Source organism: Affinirhizobium helianthi (assembly GCF_042680945.1).
GTDB classification, from domain to species: domain Bacteria; phylum Pseudomonadota; class Alphaproteobacteria; order Rhizobiales; family Rhizobiaceae; genus Neorhizobium; species Neorhizobium helianthi.
Window position 1 is genome coordinate 261,935 of the sequence record NZ_JBHUEQ010000026.1, and the last position, 16,504, is coordinate 278,438.

The following is a 16,504-nucleotide window of genomic DNA, read 5'->3' on the forward strand; positions in this document are numbered from 1 at the left end:
AGGAGGCGTTCGGTTCAGGGTAATGGCCTTCTGCTTGTCTCAAATACTAATCGATATGATGCACATGCGTTCCTGCGCCGCAATAGCTTTTACGACAGAATTTCAAAGCGCTTTGAAACGGTTCAAGGGATTGAGCGGAAAAGATAAGGGCACCTGCATTGCTGCAAGTGCCCTATGTGTTTTTCTAAAACAGAAAGTCAATTGGTCAGGCGGGTCTGTGTTTTTGCGGCCTTGCGCCCGATATCGCCGAAAGCTGCCACGAGTTGTGTCATGTTGGATGATTCGTAATAGCTTTCCTGGTTGCTGGCGCAGGCTTGCAGGAGGGACTTGCCGTTGGCTGGTGCCATGAAGGCCACCGTGAAAACCGTGATGCCATCCGCCTTGGCCTCGTTGCAGGCCGCACGCACCTTGTCGTCAATGCCCTTGTTCCAGCTATTGCTGTAGCCCGTCATCTCCCCATCGGTCATCAGCACGATGAAACGGGAGAAGGAATGATTCTTCTTTGACTTGTGCTGTGCGGTCTCGGTCGGATTGAGCGATTTCAGATCCGCAAAAGCAACTGCCATCGCGCCGCTGGCATCCGTTCCGCCTTCGGGCACTTCCGGCAGTGCCATCACGTAGCTTCTGGCGGCAGTTGTTCCCCAGGCGGGCTTCCGTTCAGTCTGCGTTTCGTGGGTGTAGGACACCGCACCGATGCGGATCAGTTCCTTGGCCGCACTCTCCTGCACAGTTGCGTTTGTGCTGTCCGGTGCCGACGCCTTCTGCAATTCGGAGAACAGAACGCCTGCGGCTGCTTTAAGCGCTGCGATCTTGGTGACGTAATTGGTCGTTTGATACGGACCGTAGCACTGGCTCCAGCCGCAATTATACCAGCCTGTGACAGTCTTGGTCGGATTGATCGGATCCACGGTGGTCGTATCCCAGGCCATGGAGCCGGATCGATCCAGAACCAGATACATGGACAGCGCATTGCCTTCCCGGGCGCTGGCGGACGTGCTGTTGACGGCAACCGGCAAGTAGGTAAAGCCCAGAATGCGGGTCAGGCCATTGAGTGCTATCTTGCTTTTCAGCGTGAGCTTTACTTCGAAATTCTTGTTGCTTCCGCCTGCGGAGGTAACCGTCGCAGTGGCGACCATGTTCTTCAGAAGCTCGTCTTCCATTGCCGTGATGGCGTCTTCAGACATTCCGTTCTGGCGCATGCTGGCGAGGTATTGTCCCAGCAGCTCTTTCTTGGCCATGGCTTCAGCCTCGGCCGGGCTGATGTCATCGCGCGACATCTTGGACGCTGCGGCAAGTGTCGCGGAATCGGCAATGTTCTGCAAATTGGAACGCTCGCGCACGGCTTCTGTCACGTCCATTGCCATGCCGCCAACACCCAGAGCGACCGGCAGCAGCAGCGCTGTCATGATACCGAAATTACCGTCCTGATTACGCCAGAACCTGCTGAAGCGTTGCATTGCCCGATCCCCGTCCCATTCATTAGAACGTTTTCACAAATAGGCTTTTCGCTTAAGCAAACCGCTAATGCTTTTGGTTGCATTTTAGTAAAGCGGTTGAATCTGGGGCGGAATTTACGGTTTGATGGGTATAACATCGACGGCTTGTACCGTCCTGTGATTGCCATAGCTCTTCAGGACGCCGATGACCGGCGCCACGTCGGAATAATCGCGACCATAGCCCACGACGATATGATCGGACCCGGCGGGAATATTGTTGGTCGGATCAAGCTCGATATAGCCTGTGGTCTTGCCGCACCACACACGCACCCAGGCATGCATGGCATCGGCTCCTTCCAGCCTCTCTTTGCCCGGAGGCGGGATGGTGCGCAGAAAGCCGCTGACATAGCCGGCAGGAATACCGAGGCTGCGCAAGGCGACGATCATGATGTGGGTAAAGTCCTGGCATACGCCGCGTTTCAGCCCGAAAGCTTCGGCGGGTGTCGTGTCTACGCTGGTGGCCGCGGAATCGTATTTGAACTCGCGGAAGATCCGCTCACAAAGGGCGGTCGCAATCTCCCGTGTCGATTTGCCCGTTGATGCCGTTTCCCGGGCGAAGGCTGCAATCTGCGCATCATCCGGCAATCTTGGGCTGGAACCCGTCAGATGGTGGGGAGATTGGCAATCCACCGAGCGCAGTTCCGCCAGTTCCCGCGCCAGATCGGCAGGGCTTGGCGACAGGTCTGCGGCAACGTTTGCCGCCTCCACCATCACCCGCGCCTGCATGCGGATATCCAGTTTCTCATGCGGCGCGCGCAGCAGGATGGAGGTCGTCTGTTGCCCGAAGAAATCGACAAAGTCGCTTCGTTCCTCGGGGTTTGGAGAAACCGTGACGGAGCCTGCGATCAGTCTTTGCCGATCAGGGATGGAGAGGGGCAGCAGGCGCAGCATATGGCGGGCGCCGGAGGCTGGCACGTCATAGAGATAGCCCATGTGAAGCGAGACATCGTAAAGCATGCGCTATCCGAAATAGGTTCGGCCAAGCAGGTCGGAGAATTTCTCCATCTCTGCCTCCAGCCGCTGGTAAATATCGTCCGTCATGCCCTCCGGCGTCATGACCGCAAGGCCGGAATGAAGGCGCATGGCCTCCCTGTCGAGTGCCGACATCTGGCCCGTGCCATAGGGGTGGGGCAGTTGCTCCACCTCGGTTCGGATCTCGTTCAACTGAAACAGGATCGAGCGGGGGTTCAGCGGGTCGAGAGCGAGAAGGTCGGTCACTGTCAGCCGCGCCGTGTTCACATTGTAACGGCGGCGGTGGGTCATGACGCTGTCGCCGATTTCCAGAAGCATGTCGAGTGCGCCATCCGGTGCATCCGGGCCGGACATGTGGCCGAGCAGGCGCGTCATGTGCAGGCCGCGCTCCAGATAGCGACCGATGGAGAGAAAGCGCCAGCCGGTGAAGCGATACATGTTTTCATGCACCAGACCGGCGAAGCCCGCCAGCTTGCGCAAAAGCACGGTCAGCGCATGGGCGGCGTCGTCTCCATGCTGCACGCCTTCATGGAAGCGGCGGGCAGTCTTTGCCAGATCGTTCAGCGCCAGCCAGCCATCCGGGGAAAAGCGGTCGCGAATATTGCTGGCGGAATAGATCGCGCTGTCGATATTGCGGATCAAAGGCAGCGGAACTGCCTTTGTCATGTCGATGTCGACGCTTTCTAGATAGCGGGAAACATCCGCCAGCAGCGGCTGTTCGGCATCGGCTGCTTCCGCATAGCGCCTGTGCCAGGATCGCAGGATGCGAAGCGCACCTTCCGCCCGCTCGATGTAGCGGCCCAGCCAGAAGAGGTTATCGGCAGCGCGGCTTGGCAGGCTACCCGGCATATTGCGCGAGAAGCTTTCCTCCGGTGGCAGCAGCGTCGGTTTTTCCACCGGCCTGTCGGACACAATCCAGACATCCGCCGCCGTGCCGCCCGCCTGCATGGCAATCGCTGCCACATCGTCGCCGGAGCCGATGCGGGCAAAGCCGCCCGGCATGATCTGCCAGCCCTGTTCGGTGCGCGCCGCAAAGACGCGCAAAGACATGGGGCGCGGCATGAGCCTGCCGTTGACATAAGCGGGCGTGGTGGACAGCGTTACCGCCTCCTGGCCGACGAGGCGCGGGCCTTGCGCTTCCAGCCAGCTTTCCAGGGAATGCTTTTCCGCCTTGCGTGCCGCACCCAGAACCGATTGGCCGTTGTCATCGAAGAAGGGTGCGCGGGAATAGGCTGGACCGATGACCATCTGCTCGATGTTCTCAGCCACATGCTGTCGCTCGGATTTCTGGCCGCACCACCAGGTGGCGATGGAGGGCAGCTTCAATTCTTCACCCAGCAAGTGTCGGCTCATGGCAGGGGTGAAAGCCAAAAGCGCCCGCGTTTCCAGAATGCCGGAGCCGAGGCCGTTGACGATCGTTACTGAGCCCGCACGAAGCGCCTCTACCATGCCGGGGGTGCCGATATGCGAGTTTTGATTCAGCTCCAGCGGGTCGGCGTAGGGAGCATCCAGTCGCCGCCACAGCACGCTGACTGGCTTCAACCCTGCGACTGTTCGCACCATCACGCGCCCGTTAACGACTGTCAGGTCTTCCCCTTCCAGCAGCATAAAGCCGAGATAACGGGCGATATAGGCGTGTTCGAAATAGGTTTCGTTGGCAGGACCCGGAGTAAGAACCGCGATGCGATCATCAGGATAACGTTTTTGCGCCTGAAGGGCATCGCGGAAGGCGCCGAAGAACGAGGCCAGCCGGTGCACATGGCTTTCGCCATAGATATCGGAGAAGGCTCGGGTGGTCGCCACGCGGTTTTCCAGCGCGAAGCCTGCACCGGAGGGGGCTTGCGTTCTATCTGCCAGCACCCACCAGTTGCCATCCGGTCCGCGCCCGATTTCGAAGGAACAGAAGTGCAGATGATAGCCGCTCAAGGGCTTGATGCCGACCAGCGGACGCAAGAATTCGGGGTTGGAGGCAACCAGGGCAGGTGGCAGAATGCCATCGCGCACCAGCCGGTTCTCGCCATAGATATCGGCAACCACCTTTTCCAGCAATTCCGCCCGCTGGATCAGCCCCTCGGAGACCTTTTGCCATTCCTTCTCGTCGATCAGAACCGGAACATGGGAGATTGGCCAGTTGCGTTCTGCACTGCCCTGGCCACCATAGGAGCGGTAGAAGACGCCTGCATCGCGTAGATAACGATCCGCACGGGCGAACCGCTCCATAAGTTCGCTTTCGGAGAGGCGGCTCAGCGAGCCGATCAGGTTCTGCCAGACCGGGCGGATCTGTCCATCTCTGTCCAGCATCTCGTCCGATACGGCGGGCAGGGCGCGATAGCCAAGGATCGGGTCCTCCCCGATCTCGCCTTTCTGCTCGCTTCGGTCATCGGCTGGAACGACGGACAAACTAGACTCCTACAGGCCGGCGCAAATCGAGCGTCAGCGGGAATTCCGCTGAGGGAAGCTCGGGCATCAGGTAATATTGGCCTGCCGTATGCCCCCAAGGCTCAAACCGCGCAAGCCTGCGCGCCTCCGCTTCGTTGCCATTGACAGGAAATGTCTCGTAGTTGCGCCCACCGGGATGTGCGACATGATACACGCATCCGCCGATGGAGCGGCTCGACCAGGTGTCGTAGATGTCGAAGGTTAGCGGTGAATTGACCGGCAGTACGGGATGCAGACCGGATGCCGGTTGCCATGCCTTGAAGCGCACGCCAGCCACGGCTGCACCAGAGATTCCGGTTGGTGCAAGCGGCACAGCGCGGCCATTGCAGGCCACACGATAGCGGGCAGGATTGCTGGTTTCCAGCTTCACCTGCAAGCGCTCGACGGAAGAATCCACGTATCGCACGGTGCCGCCGATGGCACCCTGTTCGCCCATCACATGCCATGGCTCCAGCGCCTGACGGATTTCCAGCTTCGTGCCTTCATAGTCCACCTCGCCAAAGAAGGGGAAGCGGAACTCCAGCTGGGCTTCGAACCATTCGGGCCGCAGATCGAAACCATTCTGGCGAAGGTCGGCCAGCACATCGAGGAAATCCGCCCAGACGAAATGCGGCAGCATGAAACGGTCTGCGAGGGCAGTGCCCCAGCGCACAAACGAGCCCTGCGCCGGGTTTTTCCAGAAGCGGGCAATGAGTGCGCGCACCAGCAATTGCTGCGCCAGAGACATGCGGGCATTCGGCGGCATCTCGAAGCCGCGAAATTCCACGAGACCCAACCGCCCCGTCGGACCGTCCGGCGAAAACAGCTTGTCGATGCAGATTTCAGAGCGGTGCGTATTGCCCGTCACATCGGTCAGCAGGTTGCGGAAGAGCCGATCGACCAGCCAGGGCAGCGGGGGCAAGCCCTGTCCCGGTGCGGGCACCTGCGACAGCGCGATCTCCAATTCATAGAGGCTGTCGTGCCGTGCCTCATCGATACGCGGTGCCTGACTAGTGGGGCCGATGAAGAGGCCGGAGAAGAGATAGGAAAGCGAGGGGTGCCGCTGCCAGTGCAGAACGAGGCTTTTCAGAAGGTCAGGACGGCGCAGGAAGGGGCTATCGTTCGGGTTGGCACCGCCCACAACCACGTGGTTGCCGCCGCCGGTTCCGGTGTGGCGACCATCGATCATGAATTTGTCTGCGCCGAGGCGGCTGTTGCGCGCTTCTTCGTAGACGGCTGTAGTGATTTCCACGCAGTCCTTCCAGTTGGAGGCCGGGTGGATATTGACCTCGATGACGCCGGGATCGGGCGCGACACGGATCACGTTCAGCCGTTCATCCTGTGGGGGCGTGTAGCCTTCGATGTGAACCGGCAGGTTCAGCGCGCTTGCGGCGCGCTCTGCCGATGCGATGAGATCGAGATATTCTTCCAATGCTGCCGTCGGCGGCATGAAAACGCAAAGCCGCCCGTCACGCACTTCTACGGAGATGGCGGTGCGTACGCGACCGCCGATCTCCTCATAGGATTGGCCGAGTTGGGTCTGCTGGGCGATATCGGGCCGCAGCGAATGCTCTGGCATGACGCGACCCTTCTCGGTGGAAAAGTCCGGCAGGGGCGGGCGCTCGACTGTCGGATCGACCGGGTTGATGTAGGGGTACCAGGAGGGCGCAATATAAGGCAGGGAATTAAGCGGCAGGCGGAAGCCGACGGGGCTATCGCCGGGCACAAGATAGAGCCGCCCACGGCGCGTGCGCCATTTCTCGCTCACCCAGCTGCGGCCTGAGGCGCGTGTCTGCCAGGCCTGAACCGGAAGCACATAGCCTGCGGGCGTCGTCAGGCCCTGCGAGAAGACTCTGGCAATGCGGTTACGTTCTTCCGGATCTTTCAGCTTCGAATTGGCCGGATCGACGTTTTCCGGCAGGTTTGCTTCGCGGATGATCCATTCCGCCGGGTCTTCATAGGCGGGGGTGACATTATCTGCCGAGAGATCCAGCTCAAGAGCGATGGCCTGCAGCAAGCGGGCCGCATCCTCGTGGGTTACCTTGTGATTCTGGCTCTCCACCGCAATGAGCTTCGGGTCGGTCCAGATCGGCAGGCCGTCCTTGCGCCAGTAGAGAGAGAAGGTCCAGCGGGGAAGGCTTTCGCCTGGATACCATTTGCCTTGACCGTAATGCAGGAAGCCGCCGGGCGCGAAGCGCTCCCGCAGTTTTCGGATCAGCACATCGGCGCGGTCGCGCTTGGTGGGGCCAACCGCTGCCGTGTTCCATTCCTCCGACTGGAAATCATCGATGGATACAAAGGTCGGCTCGCCGCCCATGGTCAGGCGGACATCCTGCGCCTGGAGCACGGCATCGACCTGTTCGCCCAGCCTGTTGAGGGCCTCCCAGCTTTCATCGGAGAACGGCTTGGTAATGCGCGGATGCTCGGCAACGCGCGAAACCTTCATGTCGAAATCGAAACTGGTCTCCGCTTCCCCGAAATAGCCACCGGAGATGGGGGCGGCGTTCCTGTAATGGGGCGTTGCTGCCAACGGGATATGGCTTTCGCCTGTCAGGAGGCCGGAGGTGGGGTCGAGCCCGATCCATCCAGCACCCGGAAGATAGACTTCTGCCCAGGCATGAAGGTCGGTGAAATCGTGATCGGTGCCCGAGGGGCCATCCAGCGCCTTCAGATCCGGCGTCAGCTGGATCAGGTAACCGGAAACGAAACGGGCAGCAAAGCCGAGGTGGCGAAGGATCTGCACGAGCAGCCAGCTCGTATCGCGGCAGGATCCCTTGGCCTTCTCCAGGGTTTCCTCCGGTGTCTGTACGCCGGGTTCCATACGGATGACATAGCCGATTTGCTGCTGCAAGCGTGCATTGAGATTGACGACCATGTCGACAGTCGGCTGATCGGGGGCGTGATCGATGGTGTCCAGGAAGCGGCTGAGAAGCGGGCCTGTCTCTTCCGGTGTTCGATAGATCGACAGGTCTTCGGCGAGATCTGCCGGATAGTCGAAAGGCCATCGGGTCGCCTGCTCTTCGACGAAGAAGTCGAAGGGATTGTAAACCGTCATGTCCGCGACCAAATCGACCTCGATCTTGAACTCTGTCACCGGATCGGGAAAGACGAAACGCGCAAGGTAATTGCCGTAAGGGTCCTGCTGCAGGTTCACGAAGTGGTTTTCGGGCGTGACCTTCAGCGAGTGACTGATGACGCGGGTTCTGGAATGGGGGGCCGGCTTCAGGCGGATGATCTGCGGTCCCAGGCGGACAGGACGATCGTATGTGTAATGCGTGAGATGATAAATACCGGCCTTGATCGACATGAAGCTCCTTGCCGGGGCTTCTCGTGCGAGCCCACCCTCAAATTGCCGGGCGAGTTTGTGCAATGCAAGGCGACAAAGCAAGCTGTTTTGCTGGCGCAAACAGCATCCGCTTCAACCTGGCAAAGCAGGGTTAAAGTTCAGTCTTTCGATCCGTGTGGTTTTGACTTCACCTGCGTGCACTCTTTCATGCCGCCCAGAACAGGCGCATGTGCTTATTCTTGCCGGATGCAAACACAGTGGGCGAATGCCAGCAATGAATCGCCACAACCACAGTGCAAATTCGTTGAGCTACAAAATTGCACAGATTCACGGCTGCTGCTTATAAAACGGGCATTTGTGCCCTGCGCTTAGGCAGTAGGCCTAGCTAAGCTTGCCTTTCGGCGAGGCAGAATCCCGCACCGCTTCCTCATGATACCAGCTGCCGCCGAATGCCAGATCGCAAAGTGCGGGATTTGCCTCCGGAGCCTTCCTGTCCATTCGTTGAACGAATTCGCGCCGTGCGCGAAGGCCGCCCGCAGGGAAGGGAATGATCTGTGCCGTGGTTCTCTCAGCTGGTGTCGTCATGATCTTATCCTTGGTGCATTCTTCCGCCCGGAATGTTTGTTTGCATAAAAAATAGACGCTATGCATTATTTTGCATCTTTTGTCTGCGGATTCTTTGAGCATAATGCCCATATTTTATCCAGATTGCAAGGGGCTCGCAGGATTTGCGCCTTTGCGGCCGAGCCTGCGCGGCTGTACTCTTCAGAACGAAACGAGGGGTATGCCGTTCCATTATAAATTTCTGAACAATGTTCACCGGCTGCTTCCCTGAAACGGGGATCACGGTTTTGTTGGCCTCGTTCTTTTGGTCCATTTCGAATCTGGCACGGCTTGTGCATCGTTGAAACCAGTCCCCGAAGGCGCGCCCATGAAGGAGCGATGCGGACGGGATGTGCTGACAACGCGCAGAATTAAGAAACGAGAGATCCCTATGACGAAATACAAGCTCGAATATATTTGGCTCGACGGTTACAAGCCGGTGCCGAATCTTCGCGGTAAGACCCAGATCAAGGAATTCGACGCGTTCCCGACGCTGGAGCAGCTGCCGCTCTGGGGCTTTGATGGTTCCTCCACGATGCAGGCTGAGGGTCATAGCTCTGACTGCGTGCTGAAGCCTGTTGCAATCTATCCCGATCCGGCCCGCACCAACGGCGCGCTGGTCATGTGCGAAGTCATGATGCCGGATGGCGTTACTCCGCATCCGTCCAACAGCCGCGCAACCATTCTGGATGACGATGGTGCATGGTTCGGTTTCGAGCAGGAATATTTCTTCTACGAAAACGGCCGTCCGCTCGGCTTCCCGGAGCAGGGCTACCCGGCACCGCAGGGCCCCTACTACACGGGCGTTGGCTATAAGAACGTCGGTTCCATTGCTCGCGAAATCGTTGAAGAGCACCTGGATCTGTGCCTTGCAGCCGGCATCAACCACGAAGGCATCAACGCCGAAGTGGCCAAGGGCCAGTGGGAATTCCAGATTTTCGGCAAGGGCTCCAAGAAGGCTGCCGACCAGATCTGGATGGCGCGCTACCTGCTTCTCCGTCTCTGCGAAAAGTACGGCATCGATGTCGAATTCCACTGCAAGCCGCTCGGCGATACCGACTGGAACGGTTCCGGCATGCACTGCAACTTCTCCACCACCTACATGCGTGAAGTTGGCGGCAAGGAATATTTCGAAGCGCTTATGGCGGCTTTTGCCAAGAACTGGAAAGAGCACATCGACGTTTACGGCCCGGACAACCATCTGCGCCTGACCGGCAAGCACGAGACGGCTCCGTGGAATAAGTTCTCCTACGGCGTTGCTGACCGTGGTGCCTCCATCCGCGTGCCGCATTCCTTCGTCAACAATGGCTATCGCGGCTACCTCGAAGATCGTCGCCCGAACTCCCAGGGCTGCCCGTACCAGATCGCTTCGCGCGTTCTGGCCACGATTGCCGAAGTACCGACAGCGGCTTCCGCTGCGGCATAAATCATCCTCCCAAGGATAGTGAAGAAAAAGGGCGTCGGTTCAACCGGCGCCCTTTTCACGTTCTGGTTCAGGCTTTCACATCTCGCCGACGGCTTCGCGTCTCTGGCGATCCAGTTCTTCACTGTAGCGGCGAAGCACATGGGCCTCGGAAAGCTGGCCGATGACCTTGCGGTCGATCAAATTGTTGATGACCGGCAATGCTTCTGCATGGGCCTGATCGAAGATTTCCACGGCCTGCTTGGCATTCATGCTTGGCAGCAGGAAATCGTTCTGGAACTGGATGAAATCCTTCAGTTCCGTGCGTGGGCGCGTGCTTTCCGCCTCATCGGCATAGATATCAGGCACGGGGATCATGCCTGCATATTTATCTTCCGCATCGAGCAGGATCACGCGTTTGGCGGAACCGAGTGGAAAGGTTTCCCGGAACTCGGAAAGACCGCTGTCGACCTTGGCGCATTTCACATCGGAGCGCATCAGCTTGTCGACGGTCAGATTGCGGATCCAGCCCACATCATGGGCGCTGCGGATGCTCTCACCCCGCAGGTGGAAGCGCCATGTGGCGAAGGAGTAGCCGAACATGTTGCGCACCACGAATGATGAGGTGATGACCGCAGCCAGCACAAGAGCCGTAATGGGGAAGTCGGCTGTGATTTCCAGAGCCAGGAAAGTCATGGTCAGCGGACCGCCGATAATGGCAACCGCAAGAGCGCTCATGCCGACAACGGAAAGAACCGTTGGTGTCAGCGAACCGGTTGTGATGAAATCAGCGGGCACCGAGAAGATCTTCCCCACCAGTGCGCCCATGAACAGTGAGGCAAAGAACAAGCCGCCACGAAAACCTGATCCAATCGAAACGGCAGAGGCCACGGACTTCAAGAGGAAAAGGCCGATCAGGATCTGCACTGGCGCATTTGAATCGAGGTTGATGTGCAATGCGCCATGACCGGCGGAGAGCACTTGCGGTGTGATCATGGCAAGGAGGCCCACAATGATGCCGCCAAGGGCCGGTCGCACATAAGGGGGCAGCGAGCTCTTGCGCGCCGTTTCCTCGATGAAAGCGACGCCTTGCATGAGCAGGATGCCCACGCCTGCACAAATCGCCCCGAGCGCGATGGCCGGCACATAGTCTGCTGGCGTAATGGTGCCGATTTCACCAACCTCGATGAGGAAGCTATCACCGGAGAAGCTGCGCGCCACGAAAGTGGAGACGATTGCTGAAATAACCACAGGTGCCAGTGCCACCATGCTGTAGGTGCCAATGATCAGTTCAAAGGCATAGAAGGAGCCGGTGAGGGGGGCGTTGAAAGCCGCAGAGATTGCGCCCGCCGCGCCACAGCCGACCAATATGCGCATATCCTCCCGCCGAAGCTTCAGCTTGCTGCCAAGCTTCGAGGCAAGCCCGGCAGAGAGCTGGGTGTAGCCGGCCTCCAGGCCTACCGAGGCGCCAAAACCGTTGGAAATAAGGTTCTGAACCGCAACGATGATGCTATCCGTCAACGAGATGCGCCCACCATAGAGGGCATTTGCTTCGATAGGGTCAACGATCGGGCGCCGTCGCCGCTGTGCCAGTATATACAGGAAGATGCCAAGCAGGATGCCGCCCGCGATCGGTCCACACAGAACGAGCAGCTTGTTTTCGATTTGCGATGCGCTCAACCACTCGCCCATTTCAATCCCGTAGACGAGACTGTGTAGAGCGCGGGAAATCCAGCTCATGCCGCTAACGGCGCAGCCAGCAGCTATCCCGATCAGCAGGCTGGACAGGATAAGCCCGATTTCCGAACCGCGCGCAAAGGCCTTCTTCTTGAATAACTTGCCCCAGGCTTGGCCGAGCTTGAAAATATGTGTTGCCGACAGCGTCTGCATGGGGCGCTCTTGCCCTCCCGGTGGCTGATCGCCCGCTCTTTGCCGGAGTGTGCGATGGAACTTAAACTGCGGAAGTCGCCTTGTCTGGAACCAGAGTTTGGCTTCAACTTCAAGCAGGCAATTGGTCATTAATTCGCGGTCGTCAACCCGCCATGATGTCTGCCTTGATTCCTGGCAGGCCTATACCCGCAGAACGATGAATAGCAGGTTCACCTGCCATTCACGTGAATGCTCATATTTTCAAAATCGCATTCAAATTGAGGTCACGAAAATGAAAGCGTTAGTCCTCGCCGCCGCCATGCTTGCAGCAGGCGCGGTTTCCACGCAGGCGCAGCCTCTTGCGGTCAAGCCGAAAATCGCACCCACTGGCGTGGTGGAGAAAGTGGATTATGCCTGCGGTCCCGGCTGGCGGTTGAACCGCTGGGGCGCGTGCGTGCCCCGCAGGGGGCCTCCGCCTCCTCGCTATTACCGTCCGCCACCGCCGCCACCCGGCTGGGGTTGGGGCCCGCCGCGACATCATCGCCATCACCATCGCGATTGGGACAGGCCACGTCACCATCATCGGGATTGGGGCCCGCCACCGCCGCGCTGGTACTGAGCAGGTATTGATCCTGTACCGAATAAGGCCTGTCGCACAAAAGGGTGCGGCGGTCTGCCGAGAGCGGCTGGAGCCTTTTCGCATCTAACAGAAACACTCTTTGTGTTTACGCATTTCCGAACCGAAAATCGCTACACACTTTTGTCAGGTAAATGCGCTGAGCGCTGCGACAATAACTTCAAGCGTCAGCAGTCAATCGCAAAGATCGCAAGCCGCGTCAGGTGATTCGCGGAGGGCGGCGTTAAGCGCTCGGACTTCAGGAAGGCGCTTGTGACGGCAATCAATACAGCTGGAGTGACGCGGGACGGCGAGCCCCTGCATCTGACCCCGCACATCTTGCGAAAGGGGATGGCGACATGGCTGCATGTGCGGGGCGTTTCTGACAGGCTGCTTCAGCCCCGGCTAGGCCATGCGCCCGGTTCTAGCGTCACCCACAAAACCTACACCCACACCATCACCGATGACATGCACGCTGTTATGATCGATCTGGATGCGGAAAAGAGGTCAGGCAAGACTTAGCTATGCCTATTCTTTAGTGTCGTACGGCCCAAGGAAGCGCACCCCATTGAAATGGATTAGATGCGTGGGCGCTTCTGCAACCCAGACCTCAGTTTCCCACGCAATCTCCGACAGATACCTTGCCATCAGTCGCCGCGTCGGAAACGCGGTTACATAGACAAGCCCAGGTTTTGCAGAAGCAAAGAGTTTGGCCAACTCACCATGGCGCTTCCCGTCAACGGGGCCGTGAGAGGTGACGCTCTCGATTAGAAGCAGCCAATTCTTTTCTGGGTAGTAGATCACGACGTCCGGCAATTTGCCGTGCTTATCGACCGTGACACCAAGCGACCGAAGAGCTTCGGTGTCGAAGTACCCGACTTTTTCTCCTTTGTCGCCCGCGTAAATCAGTTGCCCGCCCGGCACAAAACGCGCGGCGAAGTCCTCAATGATATCTTTGATCAATTCGCTATGGTCGCCAGGGCTGAGCGAAAGTGTGCGCCCATCGGCAAGCGTTACAGGGATTTTATTCTGCTCTCTTTCGGCAGCGTATCGGGCCGCGAGGGTTTCCCTCAGTGCCAAATAGTCAGCCAAATTCGTCGCCCACGTTGGGCTGCCGAACGATTGCAGCAATGCCAGGGCGGACGGTTCAATCTGATAAACCGCGCGAGGCGAATTCACGGGCCGGGTAGGCTCATCGGGATTGTAAAGCGCCAAGCCCGCATCAACAAATTGATGCATGGTCCGCCTTCGAATGGTCTCCCGTGTGTTGGGTGCCCACTCCTTTCCGCAATGCTCACGTGCCCAATCCATAATTGGCGTTATGCCCATGAGCGGGGCGGTTGCCTCAGCCCAGGTCTTGCCCGGTCGAAGGTCAAGAATGGATAGGAGACAGATCGAAGATCGCTCATTCTGTTGTTCTCTTGGCAGGCCAAGGGCTGCGAGAATTTCCCCGGCTTCCCGAACGAGCTTTGCAACTTGATCTTCACTCACCTAATTGCCTCTTCAAATGCGCGGTCAACCATCTCTTGATCGGGGGTGCTGTTTAGCGCCATCACCCACCTACCCAAGGAACACAGAACCTCCCGAGACGGGTATTTCATGCTCTTTAGATCACCCGCGTTAACCTGGGTGTGGCCATTAAATCTTCGGAACGAAGCGTCGGCGGCTGAAGTGTTTAGAAACACAGCGAGGCCTTTGGCCAACTCCTCACTCAATGGCTGTTTCTTTTCGTGAATATAGTTCACGTGGTTCTCCAGCCCTATGCGGCTGAAGCCTGCCAATTCTCTCGGATCAATGACGCCCGCAACTATTCGCCTCTTTTCTTCTTTCGAGGAGAAGCGGCGAACTACTGGATACCAACCGTTAGGTATCAACCACTTTCGGGACTCATCATCGTCTACAATAGCGTTGAATTTTTTGATGTCTTCGACCGGCCATTTTAGCCCGTACCCAATCTGATGGCCTGGATACAGCAGGGGAACGGTTCCTTCCTCCGGCATCTTTCGCGTGTGGTAGCGCATGCGAAAATCGACAACAGGTCCCGTGGACACCGTCAGCCCCAGGGACGCAATCGTATGCGTCAGTCCGGGAAGGTCGAGCGGATCGACCTCTTCCGAAGTGGGGATGTGAATAAAGCGCTCCCGGTCTCCCGGATGCACTATCTTCGTAAAATCGTGCCGCGTTATCACAAGGTCACTGAATGTGTCGTCTGTAGATGTGGAAACCTCTACCGTTGTCTGTTGACCGCCACGCTCTAGAACGATGATGACGTTTTCCTGGAGGACTTTGTCATCTTTGAAGGCTGAATTTCTGCTATCGAACAGGTGCATTCGCTTGATTGCTGCTCGCTTGAAAATCCAGTCACGGAAGGGTCTGTAGTAGGGGCCATTGCAGAAACTACGAGGAATGATGGCAACCAAGGTTCCGCCCTGGACCATCAGATCAAGTGCCAAAGCTACAAAGCCGGTGTACAAATTCACCGTCTCTAGACCTGCTCGGCTCATGGCCACGCGATGAAGCGAGCCCGTATTGATTTTCTTATAGGGCGGGTTCAGGATCGCATGCGTAAACGTTTGCCGCCCTGCTAGCGAGAGCTGAACTGCCGCTTCGATGAAGTCATCTGCAAAGACCCTTGGCTGGAAGGCCATCCGCTCCGCGTATTCAGCAAGATGATCTCTAAGGTGGGCATTGAGGCGGGGGTCAATTTCGAAAGCCTCAGCAACGACGCCATCAAATTGGAATCCGCCTTCCACCCAGCGATCTAAGAATGCACAAGTGAGAGCGCCAACACCTGCCCCGGCGTCAAGGAGGCGGCATATCCCGTGGGCGTTGGGGAACAAAGATGCCATAAACCGCGCCGTTGGGGCGGGCGTCATGAACTGTCCCAGCTTAGATTTGTGACGCTGTTCAGTTGACGCAGAGACGTCCTTACGGATGCGATCTGCTTTATCGAGGAGGGCTACAGGCGCTTCTTGCTTTGACATGCTCGAGACGTAGACCAAAAGCAAATCACCCGCATCAGGCAAACGTCGCTTTCCCCAACTTGGTGGCGCGAAATCTAAGCCTGAAAATTTTCCGTTCCGGATCGGGAAGCCGCCCGCTATTGGGGCTAAAACGGGTGTCCGAACTTGGCAACATTTGGCAACATCAACGAGAAAAGGGCCTAGCGATTTCTCGCTAATCCCTCGAAAAGGATGGTGGGCGTGACAAGGATCGAACTTGTGACCCCTACGATGTCAACGTAGTGCTCTCCCGCTGAGCTACACGCCCTTCCGTGGCGGCGGATAGACCATAAAAGCGGCCGATCCGTCAACCGCTTTTTTTGTCTTTGTGACGCTTTTTTTGCAGCGCCACTCAAGCCCCCGGCAAATAGGCCTCAGGCGGCCAGAAGCTTGTTCACTTCATCCACAAGATCGCGCAGATGGAACGGCTTGGAGAGGACCTTTGCATCCTTCGGCGCCTTCGAATCGGAATTCAGTGCAACGGCGGCAAAGCCCGTGATGAACATGACCTTGAGGTCCGGGTCCAGTTCGGTCGCGCGACGTGCAAGTTCGATTCCGTCCATTTCAGGCATGACGATATCTGTCAGCAGAAGCGAGAATGGCTCTTCGCGGAGGCGATCATAGGCGCTGGCTCCGTTATCAAACGAGATGACCTTGTAACCGGCCTTCTCAAGCGCCTTCACGAGGAAGCGGCGCATATCATTATCGTCTTCTGCGAGAAGTATTTTTTGCATCATCAGGACCGTTATTGATTTCTCGTGGTTCTGGACAACTCGTTACGAGCCAATCTGCCTTGCAAGCAAACGATGGTCGTCAAAGTACATCCGTGGGTAGGCATTG

11 protein-coding genes, 1 tRNA gene and 1 pseudogene are annotated in these 16,504 nt (G+C 57.9%); 3 read left to right on the forward strand and 10 right to left on the reverse strand.

The genetic code is table 11. The features are described from left to right. Positions 1 to 197: 197 nt before the first annotated feature. The 5 genes from ACFSE1_RS15655 to ACFSE1_RS15675 form a co-directional block, all read right to left on the reverse strand. Entirely contained in the window at positions 198 to 1,457 is a 1,260-nt protein-coding gene (locus ACFSE1_RS15655) for a vWA domain-containing protein (RefSeq protein ID WP_377403271.1), read from the reverse strand. A 114-nt stretch (positions 1,458 to 1,571) separates the two neighbouring features. Beyond that, positions 1,572 to 2,453, reverse strand: a complete 882-nt coding sequence (locus ACFSE1_RS15660; RefSeq protein WP_377403273.1) for a transglutaminase family protein — start codon at positions 2,451 to 2,453, stop codon at positions 1,572 to 1,574. Positions 2,454 to 2,456: 3 nt separating this feature from the next. Further along, the gene (locus tag ACFSE1_RS15665) at positions 2,457 to 4,868 is read right to left on the reverse strand and encodes a circularly permuted type 2 ATP-grasp protein (RefSeq protein ID WP_377403275.1); all 2,412 of its coding nucleotides are present in this window, start codon (positions 4,866 to 4,868) and stop codon (positions 2,457 to 2,459) included. Between the two features lies 1 nt (position 4,869). Next, a complete protein-coding gene (locus ACFSE1_RS15670; RefSeq protein ID WP_377403277.1) occupies positions 4,870 to 8,193 on the reverse strand; it encodes a transglutaminase family protein in 3,324 nt (1,107 codons plus the stop codon). A 360-nt stretch (positions 8,194 to 8,553) separates the two neighbouring features. Continuing rightward, on the reverse strand, positions 8,554 to 8,757 hold the full coding sequence (locus tag ACFSE1_RS15675) for a DUF2735 domain-containing protein (RefSeq protein ID WP_377403279.1): 204 nt from the start codon (positions 8,755 to 8,757) through the stop codon (positions 8,554 to 8,556). A 409-nt stretch (positions 8,758 to 9,166) separates the two neighbouring features. Between ACFSE1_RS15675 and ACFSE1_RS15680 the strand changes: the two genes are divergently transcribed. Next, positions 9,167 to 10,201, forward strand: a complete 1,035-nt coding sequence (locus tag ACFSE1_RS15680) for a glutamine synthetase beta-grasp domain-containing protein (protein WP_377403281.1) — start codon at positions 9,167 to 9,169, stop codon at positions 10,199 to 10,201. Positions 10,202 to 10,276: 75 nt separating this feature from the next. On the opposite strand, the gene ACFSE1_RS15685 is transcribed toward ACFSE1_RS15680, so the two are convergent. Next, complete coding sequence (locus ACFSE1_RS15685) at positions 10,277 to 12,067, reverse strand: chloride channel protein (protein ID WP_377403283.1); 1,791 nt, start codon at positions 12,065 to 12,067, stop codon at positions 10,277 to 10,279. Positions 12,068 to 12,338: 271 nt separating this feature from the next. On the opposite strand from ACFSE1_RS15685, the gene ACFSE1_RS15690 reads away from it, so the two are divergent. Together ACFSE1_RS15690 and ACFSE1_RS15695 are read left to right on the forward strand one after the other, a co-directional pair. Next, positions 12,339 to 12,665 carry a GCG_CRPN prefix-to-repeats domain-containing protein gene (locus tag ACFSE1_RS15690; protein WP_377403285.1) on the forward strand — a complete coding sequence of 109 codons (327 nt, stop codon included), beginning with the start codon at positions 12,339 to 12,341 and terminating at the stop codon, positions 12,663 to 12,665. Positions 12,666 to 12,920: 255 nt separating this feature from the next. Beyond that, positions 12,921 to 13,184: pseudogene (locus tag ACFSE1_RS15695) on the forward strand (tyrosine-type recombinase/integrase); the annotation flags it as partial. A 6-nt stretch (positions 13,185 to 13,190) separates the two neighbouring features. Here ACFSE1_RS15695 and ACFSE1_RS15700 read toward each other — a convergent pair. The 4 genes from ACFSE1_RS15700 to cpdR1 all read right to left on the reverse strand — a co-directional run bounded on the left by ACFSE1_RS15700 (position 13,191) and on the right by cpdR1 (position 16,401). After that, on the reverse strand, positions 13,191 to 14,153 hold the full coding sequence (locus ACFSE1_RS15700) for a BsuBI/PstI family type II restriction endonuclease (RefSeq protein WP_377403287.1): 963 nt from the start codon (positions 14,151 to 14,153) through the stop codon (positions 13,191 to 13,193). Continuing rightward, a complete protein-coding gene (locus ACFSE1_RS15705; RefSeq protein ID WP_377403289.1) occupies positions 14,150 to 15,688 on the reverse strand; it encodes an Eco57I restriction-modification methylase domain-containing protein in 1,539 nt (512 codons plus the stop codon). Before ACFSE1_RS15705 ends, ACFSE1_RS15700 begins: the two co-directional genes overlap by 4 nt. A gap of 169 nt (positions 15,689 to 15,857) precedes the next feature. Next, positions 15,858 to 15,932: transfer RNA gene (locus tag ACFSE1_RS15710), tRNA-Val, on the reverse strand. Between the two features lie 106 nt (positions 15,933 to 16,038). Next, entirely contained in the window at positions 16,039 to 16,401 is a 363-nt protein-coding gene (cpdR1, locus tag ACFSE1_RS15715; protein ID WP_377403291.1) for a response regulator CpdR1, read from the reverse strand. Positions 16,402 to 16,504 lie beyond the last annotated feature (103 nt).

Bases quoted from the DNA above. Each gene is read 5' to 3' on its own strand.
- ACFSE1_RS15685 (WP_377403283.1), bottom strand. From the start codon at position 12,067: ATGCAGACGCTGTCGGCAACACATATTTTCAAGCTCGGCCAAGCCTGG.
- ACFSE1_RS15670 (WP_377403277.1), bottom strand. From the start codon at position 8,193: ATGTCGATCAAGGCCGGTATTTATCATCTCACGCATTACACATACGAT.
- ACFSE1_RS15690 (WP_377403285.1), top strand. From the start codon at position 12,339: ATGAAAGCGTTAGTCCTCGCCGCCGCCATGCTTGCAGCAGGCGCGGTT.
- cpdR1 (WP_377403291.1), bottom strand. From the start codon at position 16,401: ATGATGCAAAAAATACTTCTCGCAGAAGACGATAATGATATGCGCCGC.
- ACFSE1_RS15675 (WP_377403279.1), bottom strand. From the start codon at position 8,757: ATGACGACACCAGCTGAGAGAACCACGGCACAGATCATTCCCTTCCCT.
- ACFSE1_RS15655 (WP_377403271.1), bottom strand. From the start codon at position 1,457: ATGCAACGCTTCAGCAGGTTCTGGCGTAATCAGGACGGTAATTTCGGT.
- ACFSE1_RS15660 (WP_377403273.1), bottom strand. From the start codon at position 2,453: ATGCTTTACGATGTCTCGCTTCACATGGGCTATCTCTATGACGTGCCA.
- ACFSE1_RS15680 (WP_377403281.1), top strand. From the start codon at position 9,167: ATGACGAAATACAAGCTCGAATATATTTGGCTCGACGGTTACAAGCCG.